Source organism: Thermoflexus sp. (genome assembly GCF_040289485.1).
Lineage (GTDB): Bacteria > Chloroflexota > Anaerolineae > Thermoflexales > Thermoflexaceae > Thermoflexus.
Genome location: NZ_PSLG01000024.1, coordinates 1 through 23,762, shown reverse-complemented (window position 1 = coordinate 23,762; position 23,762 = coordinate 1). Strand labels below are relative to the sequence as shown.

The 23,762-nt window shown below is 69.7% G+C and carries 26 protein-coding genes; 18 read left to right on the top strand and 8 right to left on the bottom strand.

What is annotated here, in order from left to right; genetic code table 11:
- From C4313_RS05960 to C4313_RS05950, 3 genes are all read left to right on the top strand, one after another.
- Positions 1 to 421: DNA/RNA nuclease SfsA (locus tag C4313_RS05960; RefSeq protein ID WP_352428953.1), on the top strand; the 421-nt coding region annotated here is incomplete at its 5' end.
- A gap of 22 nt (positions 422 to 443) precedes the next feature.
- A complete protein-coding gene (locus C4313_RS05955; protein ID WP_352428952.1) occupies positions 444 to 881 on the top strand; it encodes a hypothetical protein in 438 nt (145 codons plus the stop codon).
- Positions 882 to 899: 18 nt separating this feature from the next.
- Complete coding sequence (locus C4313_RS05950; protein ID WP_352428951.1) at positions 900 to 2,345, top strand: GNAT family N-acetyltransferase; 1,446 nt, start codon at positions 900 to 902, stop codon at positions 2,343 to 2,345.
- On the opposite strand, the gene C4313_RS05945 is transcribed toward C4313_RS05950, so the two are convergent.
- The 5 genes from C4313_RS05945 to C4313_RS05925 form a co-directional block, all read right to left on the bottom strand.
- Positions 2,295 to 3,356 (bottom strand): AIR synthase family protein, encoded by a 1,062-nt coding sequence (locus tag C4313_RS05945; RefSeq protein ID WP_352428950.1) that lies wholly within the window; start codon positions 3,354 to 3,356, stop codon positions 2,295 to 2,297. The two genes, C4313_RS05950 and C4313_RS05945, sit on opposite strands and share 51 nt — an antisense overlap.
- 85 nt (positions 3,357 to 3,441) lie before the next feature.
- Positions 3,442 to 4,287: an ABC transporter permease gene (locus tag C4313_RS05940; protein ID WP_352428949.1), complete on the bottom strand. Its 846-nt coding sequence runs from the start codon at positions 4,285 to 4,287 to the stop codon at positions 3,442 to 3,444.
- Positions 4,284 to 5,309, bottom strand: coding sequence for an ABC transporter ATP-binding protein (locus C4313_RS05935; RefSeq protein WP_352428948.1), 1,026 nt, complete (start codon positions 5,307 to 5,309; stop codon positions 4,284 to 4,286). The genes C4313_RS05940 and C4313_RS05935 overlap by 4 nt, the downstream gene beginning before the upstream one ends.
- A 46-nt stretch (positions 5,310 to 5,355) precedes the next feature.
- A complete protein-coding gene (gene lspA / locus C4313_RS05930; RefSeq protein ID WP_352428947.1) occupies positions 5,356 to 5,901 on the bottom strand; it encodes a signal peptidase II in 546 nt (181 codons plus the stop codon).
- Positions 5,902 to 5,915: 14 nt separating this feature from the next.
- Positions 5,916 to 6,260: a TraR/DksA family transcriptional regulator gene (locus C4313_RS05925; protein WP_352428946.1), complete on the bottom strand. Its 345-nt coding sequence runs from the start codon at positions 6,258 to 6,260 to the stop codon at positions 5,916 to 5,918.
- 209 nt (positions 6,261 to 6,469) lie between these two features.
- On the opposite strand from C4313_RS05925, the gene C4313_RS05920 reads away from it, so the two are divergent.
- The 12 genes from C4313_RS05920 to C4313_RS05865 all read left to right on the top strand — a co-directional run bounded on the left by C4313_RS05920 (position 6,470) and on the right by C4313_RS05865 (position 16,770).
- A complete protein-coding gene (locus C4313_RS05920; RefSeq protein WP_352428945.1) occupies positions 6,470 to 6,643 on the top strand; it encodes a hypothetical protein in 174 nt (57 codons plus the stop codon).
- Positions 6,644 to 6,746: 103 nt separating this feature from the next.
- Complete coding sequence (locus C4313_RS05915) at positions 6,747 to 7,763, top strand: PstS family phosphate ABC transporter substrate-binding protein (RefSeq protein WP_352428944.1); 1,017 nt, start codon at positions 6,747 to 6,749, stop codon at positions 7,761 to 7,763.
- Positions 7,764 to 7,931: 168 nt separating this feature from the next.
- A complete protein-coding gene (gene pstC / locus C4313_RS05910) occupies positions 7,932 to 8,822 on the top strand; it encodes a phosphate ABC transporter permease subunit PstC (protein ID WP_352428959.1) in 891 nt (296 codons plus the stop codon).
- A 14-nt stretch (positions 8,823 to 8,836) separates the two neighbouring features.
- Positions 8,837 to 9,694, top strand: a complete 858-nt coding sequence (pstA, locus tag C4313_RS05905; RefSeq protein WP_352428943.1) for a phosphate ABC transporter permease PstA — start codon at positions 8,837 to 8,839, stop codon at positions 9,692 to 9,694.
- Positions 9,695 to 9,707: 13 nt separating this feature from the next.
- Positions 9,708 to 10,481 carry a phosphate ABC transporter ATP-binding protein PstB gene (gene pstB, locus C4313_RS05900; RefSeq protein WP_352428942.1) on the top strand — a complete coding sequence of 258 codons (774 nt, stop codon included), beginning with the start codon at positions 9,708 to 9,710 and terminating at the stop codon, positions 10,479 to 10,481.
- Positions 10,482 to 10,491: 10 nt separating this feature from the next.
- Positions 10,492 to 11,667 carry a phosphate signaling complex protein PhoU gene (phoU, locus tag C4313_RS05895; protein WP_352428941.1) on the top strand — a complete coding sequence of 392 codons (1,176 nt, stop codon included), beginning with the start codon at positions 10,492 to 10,494 and terminating at the stop codon, positions 11,665 to 11,667.
- 77 nt (positions 11,668 to 11,744) lie between these two features.
- The gene (locus tag C4313_RS05890) at positions 11,745 to 12,353 is read left to right on the top strand and encodes a hypothetical protein (protein ID WP_352428940.1); all 609 of its coding nucleotides are present in this window, start codon (positions 11,745 to 11,747) and stop codon (positions 12,351 to 12,353) included.
- A 31-nt stretch (positions 12,354 to 12,384) separates the two neighbouring features.
- Positions 12,385 to 13,722 carry a glycerate kinase type-2 family protein gene (locus C4313_RS05885; protein WP_352428939.1) on the top strand — a complete coding sequence of 446 codons (1,338 nt, stop codon included), beginning with the start codon at positions 12,385 to 12,387 and terminating at the stop codon, positions 13,720 to 13,722.
- A 12-nt stretch (positions 13,723 to 13,734) separates the two neighbouring features.
- Entirely contained in the window at positions 13,735 to 14,241 is a 507-nt protein-coding gene (mobB, locus tag C4313_RS05880) for a molybdopterin-guanine dinucleotide biosynthesis protein B (RefSeq protein WP_352428938.1), read from the top strand.
- Positions 14,242 to 14,379: 138 nt separating this feature from the next.
- On the top strand, positions 14,380 to 15,507 hold the full coding sequence (dnaN, locus tag C4313_RS05875; RefSeq protein ID WP_352428937.1) for a DNA polymerase III subunit beta: 1,128 nt from the start codon (positions 14,380 to 14,382) through the stop codon (positions 15,505 to 15,507).
- Between the two features lie 57 nt (positions 15,508 to 15,564).
- Positions 15,565 to 15,996 carry a single-stranded DNA-binding protein gene (locus C4313_RS05870; protein WP_352428936.1) on the top strand — a complete coding sequence of 144 codons (432 nt, stop codon included), beginning with the start codon at positions 15,565 to 15,567 and terminating at the stop codon, positions 15,994 to 15,996.
- Positions 15,997 to 16,125: 129 nt separating this feature from the next.
- Complete coding sequence (locus tag C4313_RS05865; protein ID WP_352428935.1) at positions 16,126 to 16,770, top strand: haloacid dehalogenase; 645 nt, start codon at positions 16,126 to 16,128, stop codon at positions 16,768 to 16,770.
- Positions 16,771 to 16,929: 159 nt separating this feature from the next.
- Here the strand turns inward: C4313_RS05865 and pbpC are convergent, their stop codons facing one another.
- On the bottom strand, positions 16,930 to 19,404 hold the full coding sequence (pbpC, locus tag C4313_RS05860) for a penicillin-binding protein 1C (protein ID WP_352428934.1): 2,475 nt from the start codon (positions 19,402 to 19,404) through the stop codon (positions 16,930 to 16,932).
- A 16-nt stretch (positions 19,405 to 19,420) separates the two neighbouring features.
- On the bottom strand, positions 19,421 to 20,521 hold the full coding sequence (locus C4313_RS05855) for a site-2 protease family protein (protein WP_352428933.1): 1,101 nt from the start codon (positions 20,519 to 20,521) through the stop codon (positions 19,421 to 19,423).
- Positions 20,522 to 20,680: 159 nt separating this feature from the next.
- Here C4313_RS05855 and C4313_RS05850 point away from each other — a divergent pair, with 159 nt between their 5' ends.
- The 3 genes from C4313_RS05850 to C4313_RS05840 are packed head-to-tail and all read left to right on the top strand — an operon-like array spanning position 20,681 to position 22,905.
- Positions 20,681 to 21,991 (top strand): gluconeogenesis factor YvcK family protein, encoded by a 1,311-nt coding sequence (locus C4313_RS05850; RefSeq protein ID WP_352428932.1) that lies wholly within the window; start codon positions 20,681 to 20,683, stop codon positions 21,989 to 21,991.
- 32 nt (positions 21,992 to 22,023) lie between these two features.
- Positions 22,024 to 22,650, top strand: coding sequence for a hypothetical protein (locus tag C4313_RS05845; RefSeq protein WP_352428931.1), 627 nt, complete (start codon positions 22,024 to 22,026; stop codon positions 22,648 to 22,650).
- Between the two features lie 21 nt (positions 22,651 to 22,671).
- Positions 22,672 to 22,905, top strand: coding sequence for an Lrp/AsnC family transcriptional regulator (locus tag C4313_RS05840; RefSeq protein WP_352428930.1), 234 nt, complete (start codon positions 22,672 to 22,674; stop codon positions 22,903 to 22,905).
- On the opposite strand, the gene C4313_RS05835 is transcribed toward C4313_RS05840, so the two are convergent.
- On the bottom strand, positions 22,902 to 23,762 hold an 861-nt coding region (locus C4313_RS05835; protein WP_352428929.1), incomplete at its 5' end, for a VWA domain-containing protein. The genes C4313_RS05840 and C4313_RS05835 overlap by 4 nt on opposite strands.

Genomic DNA, 23,762 nt, shown 5'->3' with positions numbered 1-23,762 from the left:
GGGGGGGCAGCTGCCGCTGCTCCGGACCTACGCCCGCCTGATCCCGGAGGTGCCCCTGGCGGGGAGCCGCGTGGATTTCGGCCTGGTAGGGCCGGAGGGGGCGGCCTACGTGGAGGTGAAGAGCGTGACGCTGGTGGTGGACGGGGTCGGCCGCTTCCCGGACGCCCCGACGGAGCGCGGACGGCGGCACTTGGACGCCCTGAGGGCGGCGGCCCGGGAGGGGGCGCGGGCCCTGGTGGTCTTTGTCGTGCAGCGGCCGGACGCCGTGGCCTTCCGCCCCCACGACGGGGCCGACCCCGCCTTCGGCCGGGCCCTGCGCCAGGCCATCGCGGATGGGGTGCTCGTCTGGGCCTATCGCTGTCACGTTTCCTTGGAGGAGATCCGCCTGGCGGACCCGATCCCCGTCCTCCTGGATTCGTGATCCCTCAGCGAGGTCGACGCCCATGGACCGCAAGCCGTATCGGGTCGTCGGGGTCTGGGTGGATCGCTACCGCTATCGCTGGTTCGGGATGCTGGAAGTGGAGGGGGAGGCGGGGCGGCTGCGCCTGCCGATGACCGGGGCGGTGGCCCAGTGGTTCCGGCCAGGGGAGACGGTCCTCCTCGCCCTCCGCCCGGAGGCCGATCCTCAGGCCCTCACCTTCGAGGCCTATGCGCTGTGGCGGCCGGTGGAGGCGGAAACGGTCCCTGTCTGGCCCCTCTTTCAGGAGACGTTCGTCCTCGAGCGGGGCTCGCCCCTCTCCCCAACCCCCCTCTATCGCTACACCGTCCGAGCCCGGGAGGCCGGCCTGGAGTCCGATTACGAGGCCATCGTGGATCTGGAGCAGCACCATTACGCCTCAGAGGCGGAGGTCCTGGCCCGCTGGTGGTGCCCCGAGGACTGAACCTGGGCCGAGGCCAACGTGCGGCCCCTCTGTCCCCGATGCCGGCGGCCCATGCGCTTCGGCGACCTCAAGGACGCCACCCGGGCTTCCCGTTTCCTGGTGCTCACGCTCGCGGAGCGCATGCCCTACGAGCCCCTCTACATCGGCTACGTGCGCATCGATCCGCCCATCCCGCTCATGCACCGCCGCCTGCCGGATGGGACGGTGCAGCCGAACCTGCGCCAGGCCATCTTCCCGGCCGAGTGGTTCGAGCTCCCCTTCTGGCCGGAGCGCTACGAGGAGGACCTGCAGCGGGAGCGGCCGGGGATCTCCCCCTTCGACCTCTGGTGGGAGTCCCAGGAGATCGCCCTGGGCGTGTGCGACACCCGGGCCGCCCGCCTGGCCCGGGTGGTGGTGCACCCGGACTACCGGGCGGACGGTCTGGGGCGGCTGGCCCTGCAGGCGGCCGTGGCCTGGATCCGCGAGCGGCGGATCCCGGAGATGCGCCGGCCCAAAGCCGTCGTCGAGACGGTGGCGCAGATGGCCCGTTACAATCCGTTCATGGAGCAGGCGGGGTTCCGTTACGTCGGTGAGACCGCCTCCGGCCGCCCCGTGTTGATGTTGCCCTTGGAGGAAGAGGCCGCCCGCTGCCTGGAGCAGTTCTACGAGACCGATCCGGTGGCCCGCACCCATGGAGGCCGGCTGTATCGTCCCGCCTTCCGCCCGGTGGACCCGCTGGCCGGCCCCATCCGCCTGCGCCACGTGACCTATCGCTACGAGAGCACCTTGCGCCTGGCGGGCATGGCCTGCCCCCTCCAGGACCTGTTGGAGGCCTTTGGGGTCCACGACCGGGTGATCCAGAAGATCGTGCTCAAGGACCTCTCGCTCACCCTGTTCCCGCGCCAGGTGGTTGCCCTGGTGGGCGCCTCTGGGGCAGGGAAGACCACGCTGTTGCGCTTGATCTACGGGGCCGCCGTCGGGCATCGTCATCCCTTCTACCGGCCTCAGGTGGGGGCCATCGAGATGCCCGGGAACGTGCGGGTGGCGGCGTATCTGCCGGGGGAGGTGGAGCCCGACTTTGGGGACGGGACGGTGCTGGAGGTCATCTACCGGCTCACCGAGGACGAGGTGCTGGCCGTCGAGGTCCTGAACGTGGCCGGGATCGCCGACGCGGTCCTCTACCGGGCCCGTTTCCACGAGCTCTCCACCGGCCAGAAGGAGCGGGCCCGCATCGCCTATCTGCTGGCGACGCGCCCGAACCTCCTCTTGATCGACGAGTTCGCCGCCCACCTGGACCCTCAGATGGCGCTGCGGGTGGCCCGCAAGGTGGCGGCCCTGTGTCGTCAACACGGCATCACCCTCATCGCCGCCACCCACCGCCCGGAGGTGGTTCAGGGGCTGGAGCCCGATCTCACCCTTATCGTCGGCTACGGCCTACTGCGGATCCTCCCCCGGACCGGGCGGGACCTCGAGCCCGGCGGGTGATCCTTCGAAGAGCCGGGCCAGCTCGTCCCGGGGGAACGGCCGCAGGGGCTCCCGCCCGCGGGGCCCCTCGATCCACATCCCTTCCTCCGGTGGGCGGAGCTCCCCGATGAGGGCGGCCGGACGGCCGGCCGCCGTCAGGGCCTGACAGATGGCGGCCGCGTCCTCGGGCGGGGCGGCGATCAACAGGGAGCCGGAGGCCAGCAGCCCCCACGGATCCAGCCCGTAATGCCGGCACAGGGCCATGGTCTCGGGGTAGATGGGCACCGCCGCGGCTTCCACCCGGAGCCCGAGGCCGGCCGCCTGCGCCAGTTCCCATAGCCCGGTGGCCAGCCCGCCCTCCGTGGGGTCGTGCATGGCATGTACCGCCCCGGCCGACTGCGCGATGCGGGCGTCCTCCAGCACGCTGATCCCCGGGGCATATAGGAAATTCGCGCAGCGCTCCAGGAAGGCCTCCCCGAAGACCGGCCGCAGTTCCTCTCGTTTCTCCCGGGCGATGACCGCCGTCCCCTCGATGGCGATGGGCTTGCTGAGGATCAACCGGTCGCCGGCTCGCGCCCCCCGTGGGGTCACCAGGCGTTCCCGCGCCACCTCCCCCAGCATGAAGCCGGCCACGATGGGGCGGTCCAGGCCGTAGGTGACCTCGCTGTGTCCCCCGATGAGGGCGATCCCCAGGGCCTCGCCGGCCGAGCGGATCTGCCGGAAGATGGCCTCCACCAGGTCCAGGTCGGTGTGTCCCTCGGGGAGCAGCAGGATGGCCAGCATCCAGCGGGGGGTCGCCCCGGTGGTGGCGAGGTCGTTGGCGTTGATCTGGACCGCATACCAGCCGATGTCCTCGGTGGCGAAGGTGATGGGGTCCGCCTTGACCACCAGGCAGCGCTCTCCCATCTCGATCACCGCCGCGTCCATCCCGATGCCCGGCCCAACCAGGACCCGCGGGTCAGCGATGGGGAAGGCCAACAGGCGCTGCATGACCTCCAGCGGGATCTTGCCCACCGGGAAGACTGTCGACATGGCCGGTGCCTCCGGGAACCTGGATTCTTGAAATCGCGTAGGTTTGGATGAAGGCTGGCGAGACGTCTCCCGGGCCAGCACCCCTTTAAGCGCCGAAGGCCTCGTAGCGACGGATCCCCTGGCGCCACAGCCCGGCGACCAGGAGGACAGCGAAGAGGAGCCAGAGGCCCTGGACGAGGAAGCCCTGGGCCACCTGCTCCGGCGAAAGCCGGCCCAAGAGCATCTCCAGCGGGAAGGAGAGCATCATCGGGAAAGGCGTCCAGTCCAGGAGGCGGCGGACGCCCTCCGGCATCAGGGCCAGGGGGATTACATATCCGGACCCCAGTGCCTTGATGAAGAACCAGACCTCATGGAAGGCCACCGCCTGGGAGGTCCAGAAGGCGGTCAGGCCGATGGCGTATTGGAAAAAGAACTCCAAGAGCAGGGCCATCCCGGTCGCCGCGGCCACCCGCAGCAGGTTGAGGGCGGAGAGGTCCAGTTGGCGGCCGGGATACAGCCAGAGGGCCAAGGCGATGGGGGGGCCCACCAGCAGGGCCTGGAGGGGCCGCGAGGCCAGGGTGCGGGCCAGGTCGTAATGCAGCGGGTGCAACGGCCGTAGCAGCCGCGCGCTCAGCCCCCCGGTGCGGATGTCGCGGCTGAGGTCCCAGATGATCCAGACCCCCGTCATCCGACGGAGGAAGATCGCCGTCAGATAATAGCTCACGAACGTCCCTGCGTCGAAGGAGCCGACGGGACCTTCCTGGGCCAGGGAGAGCCAGACGGCGAGCATCACCAGGGGGACGGCCCCGGAGAGGATCCAGATCAGGATCTGCACGCGATACTCCAGGGTCCGAGCCCAGTAGATCCGCAGCAGGGTGGGATAGGCCCGCAGGGTTGCCCCCAGGGCCGCGGCCCATTCCGAAAGCCATGGGGAGGAGGGTGCGGCTTTCATGGCCCCTCTTCCTCCGGGGGCGACTCCGCCGCCTCGGCGTCCAGCCGGGCCGCCTCCGCAAAGACCCGCCGGATGACCTCCTCCACCGGGGGTTCCTCGATGGCCAGGTCCGTGATGGGCAGGGCGGCGAGCAACGCGGCGGCGATCTCGGCGGTGCGGGCGCGGGGGACGCGCAGTTCAGCCCGGTGGGAGTTCAGGGCGATCAGGTCCCCGTAGGGGGCCAGGGCCCCGGCGGGCAGCGGCTGGGCCAGGGTCACCCGCACGATGCGGTAGGGGGCCACCCGCTCCGCCAGGGCGTCCAGGTCGCCGTCGTAGAGGAGGTGGCCACGGTGGATCCCCAGCACCCGCTGGCAGAGGGCGGCCACGTCGGCCATGTAGTGGCTGGTCAGCAACACCGTGGCGCCGGTGCGGCGGTTGTATTCCCGGATGAAATCCCGGATGCGAGCCTGCATGGTCACATCCAGCCCGATGGTCGGCTCGTCCAGGAACAGCACCCGAGGCCGATGGAGCAGGGCCGCGGCCAGTTCGCACTTCATCCGCTCCCCGAGGCTGAGTTTGCGCACCTGCTTGGTCAGCAGCCCCTCCAGGTCCAGCAGCGCCGTCAGTTCCGCCAGCGTGCGCCGGAACTCCGCCTCGGGGATGCCGTAGACGGCCTGGTTCAGCAGGAAGGTCTCGATCGCCGGCAGGTCCCACAGCAGTTGCTGTTTCTGCCCCATCACTAAGGTGATCTGGCGCAGGAAGGCCCGCTCCCGGCGCTGGGGGACGAACCCCAGCACGCGGACCTCGCCGGCGGTCGGGTGGAGGAGGCCGGCCAGGATCTTCAGGGTTGTGGTCTTGCCGGCGCCGTTGGGCCCCAGGAACCCCACGACCTCGCCGGGCTCGATGGTGAATGAGATGTCTTCCACCGCGCGCACCACGCGGTAGCGCCGGCGGAAAAAGGCCCGCAGGGAACCCATCATCCCAGGGGCTTTGTGGTGCACCCGGTAGTGTTTGTAAAGATGGTAGACCTCGATGGCCGGCATGGCGTTCCCTCGTCGTCGGCCTCGCGGGCGGAGCCAACAGGGCCGGTCAGGTCGTGGGGGGCGGGGCGGCGCCCGGCCCGGACCGGTCCCCTGAGGAGTCCTGGGGAGGGTTGGCGGGGGCGGGAGGGGTGGCCTTCGCCCGATCCTCCGCCCACATCAGGGCCAGCATCCAGAGCATCCCCACCACGATGGCGCTGTCCGCCAGGTTGAAGACCGGCCAGAACTTGAAATCCAGGAAATCGGTCACGTATCCGAAGCGCAGCCGGTCAGCCAGGTTGCCGAAGGCCCCGCCCAGTTGCAGCCCCAGGGCGATCTGGACCGATGGCCGCGCCGTCGCCAGTTGCCGCGTGTAGCGCACCAGGAAGACGATCACGATGACGGCCACCGCCACCAGGACCGAACCCCATTCCCGGAACAGGCCGAAGGCGATGCCGGTGTTGGTCACGTGGGTGAAGGTGAAGTAGCGGGCCAGGGCGGGGATGGGCGCCCACGACTCGTAGAGGGCGAGGTGCTCCCGCACCCACGCCTTGCTGGCCTGGTCCGCGATGAAGGCCAGCAAGGCCGCCAGGCCGGTGATCCACCGTCGGTCCATCGGGAGCCCCCCGTTCATCCGCCCCGCTCCCGCCGCGCCGGGCACTCCAGGCAGAGGGCGGCGTAGGGGAGGGCCTTGAGGCGGGCGATCTCGATGGGCCGGCCGCATTCCAGGCAGATCCCGTAGGTGCCTTCCGCCATCCGCTGCAGGGCCTCTTCCACCTCCCGGAGCCGGCCCTCCAGATGCCGCCGCAGGGCCGCCCGCGTGGCCTGGTCGGCCACGTCGGTGGCGTCGTCAGCCATGTGATCGTGATACCCGATCCCCGTGGGGGCCGCAGCGTCCAGCCGGGAGCGCTCCACCCGCAGCCGCTCCCGCTCCGCCTCCAGAGCCTGCCGCAACGGCTCAAACGGAATCGTCATCGTCCGCTCCCTCCGATGGCGCCTCCCTTCCCGCTGGCGCGGGGGGCACCCCTTCCCCCACAAAGATTGTAAACCGATCCTTCGGGATGGGCCCGCAGCTCTTTTAAAGAAGTTTAACGGTTTTTTAAGCGAATTTCCACCAGCCCTTCACCCGGAGCCCGCGGGATGCCATTTAAGATAGGGGCGAGCCTGATCGGGAGGGGAAACCCATGGAGCCGATGGCGACGGTGGAGGAACGGCTGCGGCGGTTGCGGGAGGAACTCACCTGCCTGGTCCGGGAGGGCGAGGACGAGGAGGGGATCCTCTTGCGGCGCCTGCTGGCGGAGCTGGAGCGTCTGGAGGCGCTGCGCCTCGAGGGGCGAGGAGCGCGGCGGGCGGCCTGAGGGGTCGCCGCCCAGGCGCGGCGGGAAGGAGGTCCGTGGCAAGGGGGATCGGACCGCCCTCTTGTTTCCTTGGAACTATCCCGAAGAAAAGGAGGAATGCATCATGAACCGGTGGAGTTGCGCCCGCCTTCTCGGGCTGGCCCTGGGGGGGATGGCCCTGGCGGTCGCCTGCGCCGCACCGGCGACGCCGACAGCGGCCCCAGGGCTGCGGGGGGAGATCCGGATCGACGGCTCCTCCACAGTGTTCCCCATCTCCGAGGCGGTGGGGGAGCAGTTCCAGAAGACCCATCCGGAGGTCCGGGTGGTGGTGGGTATCAGCGGCACCGGCGGCGGCTTCAAGAAGTTCTGCAACGGCGAGACGGACATCTCCGACGCCTCGCGGCCGATCCTGGCCAGCGAGATGGAGGCCTGCGCCGGGAAGGGCATTGAATACATCGAGTTGCCGGTGGCCTTCGATGCCCTCTCGGTGGTGGTCAACCCCCAGAACGACTGGGCCGCCTGTATGACGGTGGCCGAGCTAAAGAAGATCTGGGAGCCGGAGGCGCAAGGGAAGATCACCCGGTGGAACCAGGTGCGCCCCGAGTGGCCGGATGCCCCCCTCAACCTGTTCGGGCCGGGCACCGACAGCGGGACCTTTGATTACTTCACCGAGGCCATCGTGGGCAAGGCCAAGGCCAGCCGGGGAGATTACACGGCCAGCGAGGACGACAACGTGCTGGTCCAGGGGGTGGCCCACGACAAATATGCCCTCGGCTACTTCGGGCTGGCTTATTACCACGAGAACCAGGACAAACTGAAAGCGGTGGCCATCGACAACGGCAAGGGCTGCGTGCTCCCCTCCGAGCAGACCGTTCGCGATGGGACCTACCAGCCCCTCTCCCGGCCGCTCTTCATCTACGTGAACCGCAAGGCGGCCGATCGGCCCGAGGTCGAGGCCTTCATCCGGTTCTACCTGACCGAGGGCCCGGCGCTGGCCCGCCAGGTCGGATACATCCCCCTTCCCGACGAGGTCTACCGGCTGGCCCTGGAGCGCTTCACGGCCCGCCGGGTGGGCTCTGTTTTCAAGGGCAAGCCTGCCGTGGAGGTGCGGCTGGAGGACCTGCTCCGTCTGGAGCGGTGAGGGATGAGGGCAGCGGGGAGGCCCGGCCTCCCCGCTGTTCTCGTTTATAATGTGAGGAGAACCCCCCGTCGCGGGAGGGGAGATCCCGGGGATGGATCCTCAGGAACGACGATGGACCCGACGGCCCGTCCGATCGTAGCGGCTTATCCGACGCGCCTCCGGCGGGGCATGGCCGCCCGCTGGCGGGAGTGGGGGGAACTCGCTATCCAGGCGCTTCTGTTCTTCGCTGCCATGGTCTCCGTGTTCACCACCTTGGGGATCGTCGCCGTCCTTCTCATCGAGGCGCTGCCTTTCTTCCGCCAGGTCTCCCTGATCGCTTTTCTCACCGATACCCAATGGACGCCCCTGTTCGCCCAGAAACGCTTCGGGATCCTGCCGCTGCTGGCCGGGACCTTTCTGACCTCGGCGGTGGCCCTGGCCCTGGCGATGCCGGTGGGCTTGTTGAGCGCCATCTACCTCAGCGAATACGCGCCGCCGCGGCTGCGGGCGATCCTGAAGCCGGCACTGGAGGTGCTGGCCGGGATCCCCACGGTGGTTTACGGGTATTTCGCCTTGCTCTTTGTCACCCCGCTGCTCCAGCGGGTGATCCCGGGCCTGGAGACGTTCAACGCCCTCAGCGCCGGCCTGACCATGGGGGTGATGATCCTCCCCTTGATCTCCTCCCTCAGCGAGGACGCCCTCTACGCGGTCCCTCCCTCGCTGCGGGAGGCGGCCTACGCCTTGGGAGCCACCCGCCTGGAGGTGGCCCTGCGGGTGGTGGTGCCGGCCGCCCTCTCCGGGATCGTGGCAGCCTTCATCCTGGCCGCCTCCCGGGCCATCGGTGAGACCATGATCGTGACCATCGCCGCCGGCCAGCGGCCGACCCTGACGCTGGACCCGCGACGGGCCATCGAGACCATGACGGCCTACATCGTCCAGGTGAGCCTGGGGGACACCCCCCACGGCACGCTGGAGTTCCGCACGATCTTCGCCGTCGGCCTGGTCCTGTTCCTGCTCACCCTGGTGCTGAACGGGATCGCCATGCGCATCATCGAACGGTATCGGGAGGTGTATCGTTGAGGAGGAGTACGACGATGAGGCCGCGACGGCACCGGGAGATGTGGGGGGCGCTGTTTGAGAAGCTGGCCCTGGGGGCCACGGCCTTCGGGCTGTTCGCCTTGGCCTTGTTGCTGGTGGATGTGGCCCGGCGGGGGCTGGGGGTCCTCTCTTGGTCCTTCTTCATGAACTATCCATCCCGCTTCCCTGAGCAGGCGGGCATCCGCTCGGCCTTGCTGGGGACCCTCTGGGTGATGGGCCTGACGGCCGTCATCGCGGTGCCCCTGGGGGTGGCGGCGGCGATCTACCTGGAGGAATATGTGCCCCGCAACCGACTGACCCGTTTCATCGAGCTGAACATCAACAACCTGGCCGGCGTGCCCTCGATCCTTTACGGCCTGCTGGGCCTGGAGATCTTCGTGCGGGCGATGCGCCTGGAGCGGAGCATCCTGGCCGGGGCCCTGACCCTCAGCCTGCTCATCCTGCCGATCCTGATCACCGCCTCGCGGGAGGCGCTGCGGGCGGTGCCGATGGGCCTGCGGGAGGCCGCCTTCGCCCTGGGGGCCACCCGCTGGCAGGTGATCCGCCACCAGGTGCTGCCGGTGGCCCTCCCGGGCATCCTCACCGGGACCATCCTGGCCCTCTCCCGGGCCATCGGGGAGACAGCCCCCCTGATCACCATCGGGGCCTTGACCTTTGTGGCCTTCGATCCGAAGAGCCCCTTCGACAAGTTCACCGTGCTGCCCATACAGATCTTCAACTGGGTCTCCCGGCCCCAGGCGGCCTTCCACCATCGGGCCGCGGGGGCCATCCTGGTCCTGCTGGCCGTGCTGCTTTCGATGAACAGCCTGGCCATCTACCTGCGTTATCGGCTGCAGCGTCGACACCGGTGGTGAGGGGGACGACGCTATGGAAGATGTCGTGCTGGAGGCGGAGGACCTCACGGTTTACTACGATGGCCGGCCGGCCATCCAGGGGATCCACCTGAGGATCCCGCGTCGCCGCATCACGGCTATCATCGGGCCCTCGGGCTGTGGCAAGAGCACGCTGCTGCGGTGCTTCAATCGCATGAACGATCTCATCCCCTCTGCGCGGGTGGTCGGCCGCGTCCGCTTCGAGGGCCAGGACATCTACGGCCCCGACGTGGACGTGGTGGAAGTGCGGCGCCGTATCGGGATGGTGTTCCAGAAGCCGAACCCCTTCCCCAAGAGCATCTACGAGAACGTGGCCTTCGGCCCCCGCATCCAGGGGATCCGGGACCGGCGGCGGCTGGACGAGATTGTGGAGCGGTGCCTGCGGGCCGCGGCGCTGTGGGACGAGGTCAAGGACAAGTTACACCAGAACGCCCTCACCCTCTCCGGGGGGCAGCAGCAGCGCCTGTGTATCGCCCGGGCCCTGGCCACGGAGCCCGAGGTGCTGTTGATGGACGAGCCGGCCTCGGCCCTGGATCCCATTGCCACGATGAAGATCGAGGACCTTATGCGGGAACTGAGCCGGGAATACACCATCGTCATCGTCACCCACAACATGCAACAAGCCGCCCGGGTCAGCGACTACACAGCCTTCATGCTGGCCGGGGAGGATCGCGTGGGCCGGCTCATCGAGTTCGGACCCACCCAGCAGATCTTCACCCGGCCCCGCGACCGCAGGACCGAAGACTACATCACCGGCCGTTTCGGTTGAGGAGCGCGCCATGGCCTTCCGCAAGGCCCGGGTGCTGGTGCTGTGCACCGGGAACGCCGCCCGCAGCCAGATGGCCGAGGGGCTGATCCGGGCTGCGCTGGGGGATCGGGTGGAGGTCTTCTCTGCCGGCACCCACCCGGCCGGCTACGTCCACCCCCTCGCGGTCCAGGCCATGCGGGAGATCGGCATCGATATCTCCCACCACCGCAGCAAGTCGGTCCAGGAGTTCCTGGGGCAGCCCTTCGACCTGGTCCTCACGGTCTGCGACCAGGCCGCTGAGGAGTGCCCGGCCTGGCCCGGCCAGGGCGAGCGCATGCACATCGGCTATCCCGACCCCGGCAGGTGGTCCCGCGGGTGGGAGGACGAGGCGGAGCTGGAGGCCTTCCGGGCGGTCCGGGATCGGATGCGGGCGGAACTGGTTCCCATCCTCCAGCGCTGGTTGGAGGAGCGATGGGCGCGGGCGGGAGGGCTTGACCCCGACCCCGCGCGCGGCTACGATAATGGTCCCATGTCCGGGGAGGAGGGGCCCATGCAAGCTCGGGTGATGCTGGAGCGCGATCTGAGCGCTATCCGTCAGGACGTGTTGCGGCTGGGCGGGCTGGTGGAGCAGGCCATCGACCGTTGCATCGAGGCCCTGCGGGGGCTGGATGTCGAGACAGCCCGCCAGATCATCGCCTTCGATGAGGAGATCAACCGGCTCCGCTACCAGATCGAGGAGGCCTGTCTGGAGACCATCGCCACCCAGCAGCCCATGGCCGGCGACCTGCGGGCGATCGTGGCGGCCATGTTCTGCGCCACCAACCTGGAGCGCATGGGGGATCACGCCAAGAGCATCGCCAAACTCACCATCGAGATGGCCGACGAGCCCTTGCTCAAGCCGCTCATTGACATCCCGCGGATGGCCCAGATCGCCAAGGAGATGCTGCGGCAGGTCCTGGAGGCGTATGTGGAGCACGACGCTGAGAAGGCCCGGGCCGCCGTCGCCCGCGACGATGAGGTGGATGCGTTGGACGAGCAGGTCTACCGCGAGTTGATCACCTATATGATGCAGGATCCCCGCACCATCTTCCGGGCCACCCGGTTGCTCTGGATCTCCCACAACCTGGAGCGGATCGCCGATCGGGTGACCAACATCGCGGAGCGGGTGATCTTCATGGTCACCGGGGAACTCCAGGAGCTGAACTGAGCCGCCCCCGCGAGATGATGCCCAGACGTCCGATCCGGGAGGCACGGGGAGCGTCCCAGGAGGAGGGAGGGCCGGCCGTGCCGCGCCCCCGAAGGTTCCCCTTTTTGCTCTACCGCCGGCTGGCCCGGATGTATCGCGTCCCCGCCCTGCTGACGGCCCTCCTGGCCCTGGCGCTGTATTATCTTCCTATGGCCGTGGAGGTGAACTATCCCTGGCCTCCGGAGCGCGATCCGTGGCTGTTGGTCCTCGCCGGGGCCGTCTTGGGGGTCTGGTGGATCCCAGAGATCGGGAGCCGGCTCTCGGGGGTGGAGCCCCGGCCCGAGGCCCTGATCTTCCACAGCCCCCTGTTCTCCCTCCGGGTGTCCTACCGGCGGATCCGCGCCACGCGGCCGACCACCTTCGGAGAGGTCTTCCCGCGCATCCCCTACCGCCACCGGCGCTGGGTGGAGCCCTTCTCTGAACACACGGTGCTGGTGATCGAGACCGACGGCTACCCGCTGCCCGCCCGCTGGATCCGGTGGTTCCTGGGCCCCTACGTGTGCACCCCCCAGGGGACCGGCTTCGTCTGCCTGGTACCCGATTGGATGGCGCTGAGTCGCCTGATCGACGCCTATCGGGAGCGTCACCGGAAGGGGGGCAACCCAGGTGCTGCTCCCACCCGCGCGCCCGGCATGGGAAAATACTGAGGAAACGGTGATCGGTGGGGAGGCTCGGACCATGCCGCGAGATCTTCGCCAGGATGCGATGCAAATCCTCCATGCGGCCCTGGGGGCGGTGGACCCCAGCGCGGCGATCCGGCGCCATGTGCGCCGGGAAGGGGACATGTTGCAGATCGGGGAGCAGGTCCTGGACCTGGGGCGCTTCCGGCACGTGTTCGTCCTCGCGTTGGGGAAGGCGGCCTATCCGATGGCCTACGCCCTCCAGGTTCTGCTGGGCCGCCGGCTGGATCGCGGGGTCCTGGTGACCAAATATGGGCACATCCCGGCGGCCCTGGATGAGCGGTGGACGGTGATCGAGGCCGGGCACCCGGTGCCCGATGAGAACAGCCTACGGGGGGCCCAGTTGCTCGCCGCCCTGGCCGAGCAGGCTGGTGAGGAGGACCTCCTCCTCTGCGTGCTCAGCGGGGGCGGCTCGGCCCTGGCGACGTGGCCGGCCGAGGGCCTGAGCCTCAGCGACCTGCAGGCGGTGACCGATCTGCTCCTGCGGGCGGGGGCCACTATCCACGAACTGAACGCGGTGCGCAAACATCTCGATCGGATCAAGGGCGGAGGGCTGGCCCGCTTCGCCTACCCGGCGACGTCCATCGTGCTGGTACTCTCCGACGTGGTGGGGGACGACCTCTCGGTCATCGCCTCCGGCCCCATGGCGCCAGATCCTTCCACTTTTCACGATGCGTGGCGGGTGTTGAACCGTTACGGCCTCCTGGAGCGGGTGCCGATGTCGGTTCGCATCCGCCTGGAAGCGGGGCTCCACGGCCGGATCCCGGAAACCCCGAAGCCCGGGGAGGAGATCTTCCAGCGGGTTTCTCATGAGATCGTGGCCAGCAACCGCCTGGCCGCCCAGGCCGCCCTGGAGGAGGCCGCCCGCCTGGGCTATCATCCCTTTTTGCTGTCGACCTTCGTGGAGGGGGAGGCCCGGGAGGTGGCTCGGGTGATGGCCGCCGTCGCCAAAGAGATCGCCACCACCGACCGCCCGGCCCCCCGGCCCGCCTGCGTGGTGTGGGGCGGGGAGACCACCGTGACCGTGCGGGGGAGCGGCCGGGGCGGGCGGAACCAGGAGCTGGCCCTGGCCGCCGCCATCGCCCTAGAGGGCTGGCCGAACGTGCTCGTCGCCGCCATAGGGACCGATGGGATCGACGGCCCCACCGATGCCGCTGGGGCCTTCGCCGATGGGGAGACGGTGCACCGGGCGTATCTGCTGGGCCTGGATGCCGTGGCGCACCTGGAGGCGAATGATGCATACGCCTTCTTCGATACCTTGGGCGACCTCATCCGCACCGGCCCGACCGGGACCAATGTGAACGACATCGGGATCCTGCTGGTGGGATCGCCCTGAAGGAGCGAGGGGATGTCGGGGGCGCCGCCCTTCGTGTGCATCGTCGGCCGCTCCGGAGCCGGGAAGACCACGGTGGTGGAAGGATTGGTGCGGATCTTCCGAGGATGGGGGGTCCGGGTCGGCACCGTCAAGCACGACCCCCACGGGGAGATGCGCTGGGATCAGCCGGGGAAGGACACGTGGCGCCACCGGGAGGCCGGCGCCGAGCGGGTCCTGGGGGTCACTCCCCACGGGCTCTGGCTGGCCCAGCGTCTGGAGCGCCCACCGACCTTGGGGGCGGTGCTGGCCTGGATGGAAGGGATGGACCTGGTCCTGGTGGAGGGCTTCAAGGAGGAGATCGGGCCCAAAGTGGAGGTCCTCCGATCGGAAACCGGCCTGGCGCCGCTGCCGCTCCCCCCAGAGCGCTGGGCCGTGGTCTCCGACGTCCCTCTGGATCTGGCGGTCCCCTGCTTCGGCTTCGAGCGGATCCCTGACCTGGCCGCGTTCCTGGCCCGACGCCTCGCCCTGCCGGTCCCCTGAGCCCCCATGTCGACGGCAGGAGATCCGACGCGCGGCGTGGCGGCGGGCGTCGGCATCGGGCAACTCGGTTTATAATGGAACAACAACCGGATCGATGCGCTGGGGCCGGATGGGATCCCAACCAGGAGGTGCGCTTCGATGGACGTGACGATCGCCCAGTCGGCTTTTGAGCGGGCGCTCTCGGTGGCCGGCCGCGCGGTCCCCTCGCGGGCGACCCTTCCCACACTGACCCATGTGCTGCTCCAGGCCGAGCCCGGCCGCCTGAAGGTCGCCGGGACCGACCTCAATCTGGCTATCATTACATGGGAAGAGGCGCTCGTCTCCGAGCCCGGCGGCATCACGGTCCCGGCGAAGCCCCTGGCCGAGTTCATCGGAGCCCTGCCGGATGCGCCCGTCCATCTCCAGGTGAATCGACAAACTTGGACCCTCCAGATCGTGTGCGGGCCCTATGAGACGGCGATGAAGGGGCTGGATCCGGAGGAGTATCCGATCCTGCCGGAGGTGGAGGGGGATGGCTTCGCGCTGGACCCCGAGGGCTTCCGGCAGGCCATCGACCAGGTGACCTTCGCCGCGGCGACGGACGAGTCCCGTCCCATCCTCACCGGGGTGCTGATGCGGCGGGAGGAGGGGTCGGCCCTGACGCTGGCGGCGGCCGACGGCTACCGGCTCTCGGTCAAGCGGCTGCCGGTCCTGCGCGCCCCCGAAGGCCCCTTCTCGGTCATCGTCCCGGCGGGTGCCCTGGAGGAGGTGGCCCGGTTGTTGAAGGGGGAGACCGATCCGGTGTGGATGCAGTTGCTGCGCGGGCGCAACCAGGTGGGCTTCCGGCTCGGCCGGGCGGCGGTGCTCTCCCAGTTGATCGAGGGGCAGTTCCCCGATTTCCAGGCCATCATCCCGAGGCGCTGGGAGACCCGTATGGAGGCCTCCCGGGAGGCCCTCCTGAAGGCCTGCAAGGCGTTGAGTGTGTTCGCCCGCGAGGCCTCCAACGCGGTGCGCCTGATCCTCGTCCCGGGGGAGGGGGAGCGGCCCGGGCAGGTCCTCCTCCACTCCCGCTCCCCGGAGAAGGGGGAGACCCGGGTGGAACTGGACGCCTTGGTGGAGGGGAATCGGCTGGAGATCGCCTTCAACGTCCGTTTCCTGATCGACGTGCTGGAGGCCATCGAGGGGGATCGGGTGGTCTTCGAGATGACCACCTCCCAGTCGCCGGTGAAGGTGCTCTCGGTAGGGGATCCGGCGTTTGTCCACGTCGTGATGCCGATGTTCCTGTGAGGTGCCAGACGTCGCCTTTTCCCGAATCCGAAACTGGGCGCAAGGAGGAGGCCGAACATGTATCACAAACTGATCATCGCTGGGCATCTGGGGACGGACCCGGAGATGCGCTACACGCCGGAGGGGACGCCGGTGACCTCTTTCCGGATGGCCAGCAACATCCGGTATCGGGACGCCAGCGGGGAGCCCCGGGAGGAGACCATCTGGTTCCGGGTCTCGGTGTTCGGCAAGCAGGCGGAGATCGCCAACCAGTATCTCCAGAAGGGACGGGCGGTGCTGGTGGAGGGCCGGCTGCGACCGGACCCGCAGACCGGCAGCCCGCGGATCTTCCGGCGGGCCGACGGGACGGCCGGGGCGGTCTATGAGGTGCGGGCGGATCGCATCGTGTTTATCGGGCCGCGCCCGGCGGAGGCCCCGCCGGCGGTCGAGGCGGAGGAGCCCGTCCTGGAGGAGCCGGGCTCGGTGGAAGAAGAAGAGATCCCCTTCTGATTCGGAGGGGGCGGATCCGAAGGCCCTCGGCCCCTCCGGTCACACCGCCCCATGGGGGCGTCCAGCAGCGGAACATGGCGGGGGCGGATAATATCCCGCCCCCGCATCCGTTGCGGTCGAGGAGAATAGATGGACCTGGGGGAATTGGAGGCGATCGCTCAGGAGATCCGCTCGTCCCTGGAGGCCAAGAACAGCGCCCGGGACGCGGCGCTGGTGCGCTGCCGGGAGTTGATCCGGCTGTGCGCCCTGGCCATCCGGGCCGTCCACCGGGAGGATTACACGGAGGCCGAGGGCCTGCTGGATCAGGCCCGGCAGGCTGCTTTCACCCTCCAGATGGATCTGGCGCCCTTCCCGGAGTTGCTCTACGCCGGATACGCTCAGGACGCCCTCAAGGAGTGGGCTGAGGCCTCTCTCGTTTACGCCCTGGCCACCGGGCGTCGACTCCCCGGCCCGCGGGACCTGAACGTCTCTGAGGCGGCTTACCTCAACGGCCTGGCCGAGGCGGCGACCGAACTGCGGCGCCGCATCCTGGACCTGATCCGGACCGACCGCTTTGCGGAGGCGGAGCGGCTGCTCCGGGCGATGGATGAGATCTATGAGGTCCTGATCACGATGGATTATCCCGACGCCCTCACCGGCAATCTCCGGCGGGCCACCGATGTGGTCCGGGGGACGCTGGAGCGGACGCGGGGGGAACTGACCTTGAGCATACAGGAGCATCGGCTGCAACAGGCCCTCCAGCGGCTGGAGCGCTCCGTCCCGGGGCCTCCTTGAAGGGAGCCCGCCGCGGACCGGGCGCCGCCCGCTGTGTCCCGGCCGATCCGCGCCCGCCCGCGGCCCACCGGCACTCCATCCCAGGCGGCTTTGTCTTCCGGCCTCCGCCAGAGGGCCTCCCCGCCACGGCGTGAACGGCCTTCGCGGGCCGCCCCTGCCCTAGCGCACGGTAATCTCGAGAGGGGGTGCCTCGAAACGGCGTCCATCCGCCGTCTCCGCAAAGGCCGTGAGGCGGATGACCCCTGGCCGCAGCGGCCACCACGTCCGATAGGGCGGCCGGTCCCAACCTGCCCATCGCTCTCCGTCCACCGCCACCTCCACCCAGCGGGGGAGGTCGGGGCCGCTCCAGTGGAGTTCGATGAGCACCCGCTGGGCCTCCGCCGGCAGCCGTGGGCTCCATCGGTAGAGCGCCCCCGCCGGCGGGGAGACCCAGCGCAGGCGCGCAGACGGGGCGCCCCCGGCGTAGGCGGCGGGCGGGGGCAGTTCCAGTCCGTTCTCCTGGGCCCACTTCCACGCCGCCGGCGGCCACATGATGAACACCCGCTCCGCGACGGCCTCGGGCGGGGTCTCGGCCGTCGCCAGATCCCCGGTGCGACGGTCGATGCGGAGCCGCCGGTAAAGGTCGTCCGGGGTCTGGGGCTCCGTTCCCGCGATGAACCATTCCTCCCGGGTGTGGGGGCAATCCGGGGTGGGCTGTTTCCCGGAAAGGGCGCAGACGGTAGCCCGGCGGACGCCCTCCGGGATCGGGAAGCTCCGGACCGGCCGCCCTCGGTGCCCGACTTCCATCGCCTCGTGCCAGATCGGCGCCGCGCCCGTCACCCCAGAGACCTCCCGCATCGGCCGCTGATCGACGTTGCCCACCCACACGCCGACCACCAGATCCGGGGTGTATCCGATCGTCCAGTTGTCCCGCCAATCGGCGCTGGTGCCGGTCTTGACCGCCGCCGGCCGGGAGAGGTTCAGAGGGCTCCAGGGGCCGAAGCCCAGGATGCGCGCCTCCGGGTCCTGGAGGATGTCGGTCACCAGGAAAGCCGCCCGCGGGTCCAGGACCTCCGGGCCGGGGCCGCCCGGGCCCGGATCCCAGGGGCGCCCCGCCTGATCTCGGATCTCCCGGATGAGGCGTGGGGTGACCCGACGGCCGCCGTTGGCCAGGGCCGCGTAGGCAGCGGTCAGATCCAGCAGCCGCACCTCCCCACCCCCCAGGGTGAGAGCCAGGCCGTAGCGCGTGGGCGGGCCCGGGAGCCGGACCCCCAGCGCGTCCAACAGGTGGAGCAGGCGGGGGACGCCGACCTGCTCCAGGACGGCCACGGCTGGGACGTTGAGGGAAGAGGCCAGGGCTACCCGGGCGGAAACCGGTCCGTGGAAGCGGCGATCGTAATTGAGAGGGGTGTAGCCCTCCCCCTCCGCCGTGGGGAAGGTCTGGGGAAGGTCCCAGAGGATCGTGGCGGGGGTCAGCAGCGGGCCGGTCTGCGGGTCGAAGGCGAGGGCGTAGGTGAACGGCTTGAGGGCCGAGCCCGGCTGACGGGGGATGCGCACGCCGTCCACGGCCCCGCTGATGGCAGGATCGAAGTAATCTGGGCTCCCCACCCACGCCAGGACCTCCCCGGTTTGGGGGTCCAGGGCGACGATGGCCCCGTTCCGGGCCCCGGCCCCGGGCCGATCGGGCCCCGGGCGGTTGATCTCCTCCAGACGCCGCCGCAACAGGGCCTTGAAGGCCTCGTTCCAGGCCAGGTCCAGGGTGGTGGTGACCACCACACCGCCCTCGAAGAGGACGGCTTCCCCGTAGCGGGCGGTCAGTTCCTCCCAGACGGCCATGACAAAGTGCGGGGCGTGGATGGGAAAGGGGACGGCGGCGAGCTGCAGGCGCTCGGCGGCCGCGGCCTCGGCCTGGGCAGGGGAGAGGAAGCCATGGCGGACCATCAGCCCGAGGACCTGGCGGCGGCGCTCTTCCGCCGCCTGGGGGTGGGTCAGGGGATCGTAGCGGCTGGGGGATTGGGGGAGGCCGGCCAGCAGGGCGCACTCGGCCAGATCCAGTTCGGCCGCGCTTTTGCCGAAGTAGGTGCGGGCGGCGGCCTCCAGGCCATAGGCGAAATGGCCGTAGAAGACGGTGTTCAGATAGATCTCCAGGAGGGCGTCCTTAGGGTAGCGCCGGCTCAGTTCCAGGGCCAGGATCGCCTCCCGCGCCTTGCGGCGCAGGGTGCGGGCCGTCCGTTCGTCCGGGCTCAGCAACAGGGAACGGGCGATCTGTTGCGGGAGCGTGCTGGCCCCGCCCGCCGACTCCCCCCGCAGGGCCGCCCCCAGGGCCCGCAGGACGGCCAAGGGGTCCACCCCGGGATGGCGGTAGAACCGCGCGTCTTCGGTGGCCAGGGTGGCATCCCGGCAGGCGGCCGGGATGCGGACGAGGGGGATCCAGGGGTGGCGGCTGGCATGGGGGTGGGCAAACGCATAGAGCAAGCGGCCGTGCCGGTCCAGGATGTGCACCGTCGGCGCCGGCCCCCGGCGCGGCAGATCCTCGGGATCCGGCAGCGGGCCGATCCACAGGGCGAACAGGCCCCAGGCCCCGGCTCCCAGTCCGACTAGGGCGCCGATCCAGCGCCAGCGGACGCGCCACCGGCTGCTCCGCCTCCGACCCATGGTCCGCAGCTGGTGTTCAGAAGTTCACTACGGAGAAGGGGGCCGGGACGAAGATCAACAGGAAGAGGATCCAGGTCATGATCCCAATGGCCTGACGGACCGGGCCTAGCGGAGTGATGTCGTTCAGGGGTGGGGGATGGCGCAGGCCGGTGAACATGGGCAGGAACGCCCAGAGGAACCAGCCGGGCCAGCGCAGGCCCAGCAGCAGCAGGGCGAACACGCCCAGTTCCGAGATCCGCCACGCCGTCCGGCCCAGCATCGCATACAGGATGTGCCCCCCGTCCAGTTGTCCCAGAGGCAGCAGGTTGAAAGCGGTCACCAATAGCCCGATCCATCCGGCCCAGGCGATGGCGTTGAGTTGAACGTCGAAGCCGCCTCCGGGCAGCGGGCGCCCGAAGATCAGCCGCTTCAGCCCCCAGTAGAGGAGGGAGTTCCCCTCCAGGAAGACGGGGCCCTGGACACGCACCACCGGGGAGGTGAGGAGGCCATAGGTGAGGATGGGGAGGGCCACGGCCAGCCCGGCCAGAGGCCCTGCCACCCCGATATCGAACAGCGCCTTGCGGTCCCGGATCGGCGAGCGGATCTGGATGAAGGCCCCGAAGGTGCCGAGCATCCCGACGAAGGGCGGCGCCGGGATGAAGTAGGGCAGGGTGACGGCGCTGCGGTGCAGCCGGGCGGCGATGTAATGGCCCATCTCGTGGACGCCCAGGATGAGCAGGAGCGCCCCCGCGAAGGCGAGGCCCTGGGCCCAGTCCAGCCTCTCCCCACCCCCGTAGAGGGCGCCGGCCCAGATGGTGGTGGCCACCGTGGCCAGGAACAGGGCCAGGTGGATCCACGGGCGGCTGCGGGAGGGCCGGGCCACGCCGGCCTGGGCGATGACCTGGTCCATGCGCCCGTGGCGGCGCAGGATCGGCGTGTAGCCCAGGGGCTCAAAGCGGGCCCTCAGGATCTCGAAGGCCGATTCCGCGTCGGCCCGGAGGTAACCGTTGAAGGCGATGACCTGATCCGGAGGGTAGAGGATCTGGGTCTCGGTGATGACAAAGAGATCCCGCAACGCGGCGGCCAGCCGGTCCGCCGGGGACGGCGCCCATTCCGTTTCGAAAAACGCTGTGTTCATCGAAGGGAAAACCTCGGCCAGGTCTCCGGCTTCAGTCTAAGGCAGGAGGGAGGGGCGCGCAAAGATCGCGGGGCGGCTGGATCTGGTATAGTAAAAGAGAGGCCCGGCGATGGCGGGGTGCTCCCGCCCGCGGGCCGCCGGCTGGGAGGGAGGCAGGCGATGAGAACGCGCGGACGCAGGGCCCAGGGGACGGTCCTCCGTTCCCTGGGCTACTGGCTGACGCCCGGCCTGGGGGTCAAGCGGTGGCTCTTGGTGCTTCTGCTGGGGATCACCGAACTGGCCCTGGCCTTGGCGTATGTGCTGGTGACCCTTTACCGGGAGCAGCCGTTCCCGCCCGTTTTCTATTACCTCACCCTCCAGTTCATCCCCCGGCTCGGCCGGGCGGCGCTCTTCGGCGCCCTGGGGATCGCCACCACCGCCCTGGCCCTGGTGCGGCTGAACCGGACCCTGCTGGCGCCCTTCGTCCAGCCCGGGCGGGACGTGGCGGAGATCCTGCATCGCCACCGGCAGCGGGAGCGGGGGCCCCGGATCGTGGTCATCGGTGGGGGGACCGGCCAGTCAACCCTGTTGCGCGGGCTGAAGGCCATCAGCGCACGGCTGACGGCGGTGGTCACCGTGGCCGACGACGGGGGAAGTTCCGGGCGTCTCCGCCGGGAGATGGGCCTTCTGCCCCCGGGGGACTTCCGGAACTGCCTGGCCGCCCTGGCCGAAGCGGAGCCCCTGATGACGGCTCTTTTCCAGTATCGCTTCGGAAAGGGGACCGGCTTGAACGGCCACGCCTTCGGGAACCTGTTCATCGCCGCCATGGCGGAGATCACGGGGAGCTTCGAGCAGGCCGTCGCCGAGTCCAGCCGTGTGCTGGCAGTCCGCGGCCGTGTGCTGCCGTGCACTGTCGAGCACGTGGTGCTGGCTGCCGAGATCCGCGACGCCGAGGGGCGGGTGCACCGGGTGGACGGGGAGTCGGCCATCCCGGAGGTGCGGGGCCGCATCGAGCGCGTGTGGCTGATCCCCGAGCACGCCCGGGCCTATCCGGAGACCATCCGGGCTCTCCTGGAGGCGGATCTCATCGTGCTGGGCCCGGGGAGCCTCTACACCAGCGTGTTGCCGAACCTGTTGGTGGAGGGGATCGTCCCGGCCATCCGGGCCAGCCGCGCCCTGAAAGTCTACGTCTGCAACGTGGCCACCCAGATCGGGGAGACCGAAGGCTATGCGGTGGCCGAGCACGTCCAGGCCATCGAGCGCCATGTCGGCCCCGGGCTCTTCGACATCGTCCTGGTCAACAGCCGCCTGGACGTCCCGTGGGAGGGGGTGCCGGAGGAGGTCGGCGATCTCGTCCGATGGGACGGGCGGCCCTTGCCGCCCTACACCGTGGTGGCCATGGATGTGATCGACGAACGGAGGCCATGGCGCCACGACCCGGAGAAACTGACCCGCGCCCTGATGGCCCTCTTCGAACGTTACCGGCGGTGAGGCGGACCATGGGGCAGAGGCGGCTCCTTGGGATGGCGGCCGCGATAGCCCTGGCGCTGGCCGCCTGCCTGTCGCGGCCGGCGGCGGGGCCCCTGGCCTATGAGGGGCCCTATCGGGTGGACCTGGCGGTGAGCCAGACCCTCCCCGGGACCGCAGTGCGCTACCTGGGGGTGACTCCCCGGGGAGCCCGGGTGCGCCTGGGGGATCAGGAGGTAATCCGGCTGGCCGGGGATTCGCTGGAGGCCGATGTCCGGCCCCATCCCACGCTCTTTATCCGCTACCGCCTCCGGGTCTACGCCTACGATGAGCAGGCCCTGCACGCCCTGGGCACCGTCCGGGTGGAGATGGCAGAAGCCCAGCCCCGGGCGGCGCCGCTCCCGGCTGCGGCGGCCCTGCGCTTCACCGCCCCGGTCACTCACCGGGTGCCCCGCGGGGGGGTGATCCCGGGCACCCCTATCGTTTACGAAGGGAAGGTGGAGGGCCGCGCCCGGCTCGGGGGGCTCCCCGGCTATCCCGATCGGAACGTGGGGGATTCCATCGTCTGGGAAGGGCAGGTCCATCCGCGCGTCTTCCTGAAGTCCACCTTCCGCGTGCTCCTCATCGAGGCGGGGTGGCTCACCGTCGTGGGCACCGTCGAGATCCTGGTGCCCTCCTTATAAGGCCGACGAAAGGAGGTTTCCATGGTGCAGGCGTATGTGTTCATCCAGGCGGCGATGAGCAAGCCCGGTGCGGTGGCCGAGGCGCTGCGCAAACTCCCCGAGGTCAAATCCGCCGTGGTGGTCACCGGCCCTTACGACGTCATCGCCCTGGTGGAGGCGGAGGATTTACAAGCCCTGGGCCGCGTGATCACCGAGAAGATCCAGACCATCGAGGGAGTGGAGCGCACCCTCACCTCGCTGGTCACGGGCATCTAGGCGCCTTCCCGCTCGAACAGCCGATCGATGGCCTCGGCTAGTTCGGCCAGGTTCTGCACCTGGTGCACGGCGGCACACAGGGACGCGTAGAGGGGCATGTCGCTGTCCCCGGTGCCCCAGAGCCAGCGGGGTTCCGGGTTGAACCAGAGGATGCGCTTCGCCCGCCGTCGGATGATCTCCAGGCAGTCCAGCCGCGGGTCGTTGTAGTTGTTCCGCCCGTCCCCCACAATGATCACTGTGGTCCGGCGGTCCACCGCGTCCAGGTGATCCCGGCAGAAGGTGGCCAGGCTGTTCCCCAGGTCGGTGTTGTAATACCCCGGCGGGTGTTCCTGCAGCACCCATCGCACCGCCTCCTCCGGACGGTGCTCGGCGAAGATCGGCGTGATCTCCGCCAGGTCGTCGATGAAGACGAAGCTGCGGGTGCGGCTGATCTGATCCTGCAGCAGGTAGATCAGGTGCAGGAAGAACTCGGAGCAGTGGCGCACCGAGGTGCTGAGGTCGCAGAGGACGGCCAGGCGTGGCTTGAGGTGGCGGCGACGGAAGCGCAGGTCAAAGGGGACGCCGGCGTGGCGCAGGTTCGCCCGCAGGGTGGCCTTGGCGTCCAGGCGACGGCCGTCGCCCCGCTTCATGCGCAGGGCGGCCCGGGTGCGCAGGCGGGCGGCCAGGCGGGCGACCATCTGTCGCATGCGCTGAAGGTCGACAGGGCTCAGTTCCCGGAAGGGCCGCTCCATCAACTCGGCCTCGCTGGGCTCAGGGGGGCGTTCCTCCAGGCGTTGCAGGGCGGCCATCCCGGCCGCCTGCTGGATCTGGCGGATCAGCGCAGCACGGTTGGCCCGGGCCTGGGCCTCCAGCCGCTG

Excerpts from the sequence above, each read along its gene's own strand:
- C4313_RS05925 (WP_352428946.1), bottom strand. The coding sequence starts at position 6,260 with ATGACGATTCCGTTTGAGCCGTTGCGGCAGGCTCTGGAGGCGGAGCGG.
- C4313_RS05885 (WP_352428939.1), top strand. The coding sequence starts at position 12,385 with ATGCCGCGAGATCTTCGCCAGGATGCGATGCAAATCCTCCATGCGGCC.
- lspA (WP_352428947.1), bottom strand. The coding sequence starts at position 5,901 with ATGGACCGACGGTGGATCACCGGCCTGGCGGCCTTGCTGGCCTTCATC.
- C4313_RS05855 (WP_352428933.1), bottom strand. The coding sequence starts at position 20,521 with ATGAACACAGCGTTTTTCGAAACGGAATGGGCGCCGTCCCCGGCGGAC.
- pstB (WP_352428942.1), top strand. The coding sequence starts at position 9,708 with ATGGAAGATGTCGTGCTGGAGGCGGAGGACCTCACGGTTTACTACGAT.
- C4313_RS05935 (WP_352428948.1), bottom strand. The coding sequence starts at position 5,309 with ATGCCGGCCATCGAGGTCTACCATCTTTACAAACACTACCGGGTGCAC.
- mobB (WP_352428938.1), top strand. The coding sequence starts at position 13,735 with ATGTCGGGGGCGCCGCCCTTCGTGTGCATCGTCGGCCGCTCCGGAGCC.
- C4313_RS05915 (WP_352428944.1), top strand. The coding sequence starts at position 6,747 with ATGAACCGGTGGAGTTGCGCCCGCCTTCTCGGGCTGGCCCTGGGGGGG.
- C4313_RS05955 (WP_352428952.1), top strand. The coding sequence starts at position 444 with ATGGACCGCAAGCCGTATCGGGTCGTCGGGGTCTGGGTGGATCGCTAC.
- C4313_RS05850 (WP_352428932.1), top strand. The coding sequence starts at position 20,681 with ATGAGAACGCGCGGACGCAGGGCCCAGGGGACGGTCCTCCGTTCCCTG.
- dnaN (WP_352428937.1), top strand. The coding sequence starts at position 14,380 with ATGGACGTGACGATCGCCCAGTCGGCTTTTGAGCGGGCGCTCTCGGTG.
- C4313_RS05945 (WP_352428950.1), bottom strand. The coding sequence starts at position 3,356 with ATGTCGACAGTCTTCCCGGTGGGCAAGATCCCGCTGGAGGTCATGCAG.
- pstC (WP_352428959.1), top strand. The coding sequence starts at position 7,932 with ATGGCCGCCCGCTGGCGGGAGTGGGGGGAACTCGCTATCCAGGCGCTT.
- C4313_RS05920 (WP_352428945.1), top strand. The coding sequence starts at position 6,470 with ATGGAGCCGATGGCGACGGTGGAGGAACGGCTGCGGCGGTTGCGGGAG.
- phoU (WP_352428941.1), top strand. The coding sequence starts at position 10,492 with ATGGCCTTCCGCAAGGCCCGGGTGCTGGTGCTGTGCACCGGGAACGCC.
- C4313_RS05870 (WP_352428936.1), top strand. The coding sequence starts at position 15,565 with ATGTATCACAAACTGATCATCGCTGGGCATCTGGGGACGGACCCGGAG.
- C4313_RS05840 (WP_352428930.1), top strand. The coding sequence starts at position 22,672 with ATGGTGCAGGCGTATGTGTTCATCCAGGCGGCGATGAGCAAGCCCGGT.
- C4313_RS05845 (WP_352428931.1), top strand. The coding sequence starts at position 22,024 with ATGGCGGCCGCGATAGCCCTGGCGCTGGCCGCCTGCCTGTCGCGGCCG.
- pbpC (WP_352428934.1), bottom strand. The coding sequence starts at position 19,404 with ATGGGTCGGAGGCGGAGCAGCCGGTGGCGCGTCCGCTGGCGCTGGATC.
- C4313_RS05940 (WP_352428949.1), bottom strand. The coding sequence starts at position 4,287 with ATGAAAGCCGCACCCTCCTCCCCATGGCTTTCGGAATGGGCCGCGGCC.
- pstA (WP_352428943.1), top strand. The coding sequence starts at position 8,837 with ATGAGGCCGCGACGGCACCGGGAGATGTGGGGGGCGCTGTTTGAGAAG.
- C4313_RS05865 (WP_352428935.1), top strand. The coding sequence starts at position 16,126 with ATGGACCTGGGGGAATTGGAGGCGATCGCTCAGGAGATCCGCTCGTCC.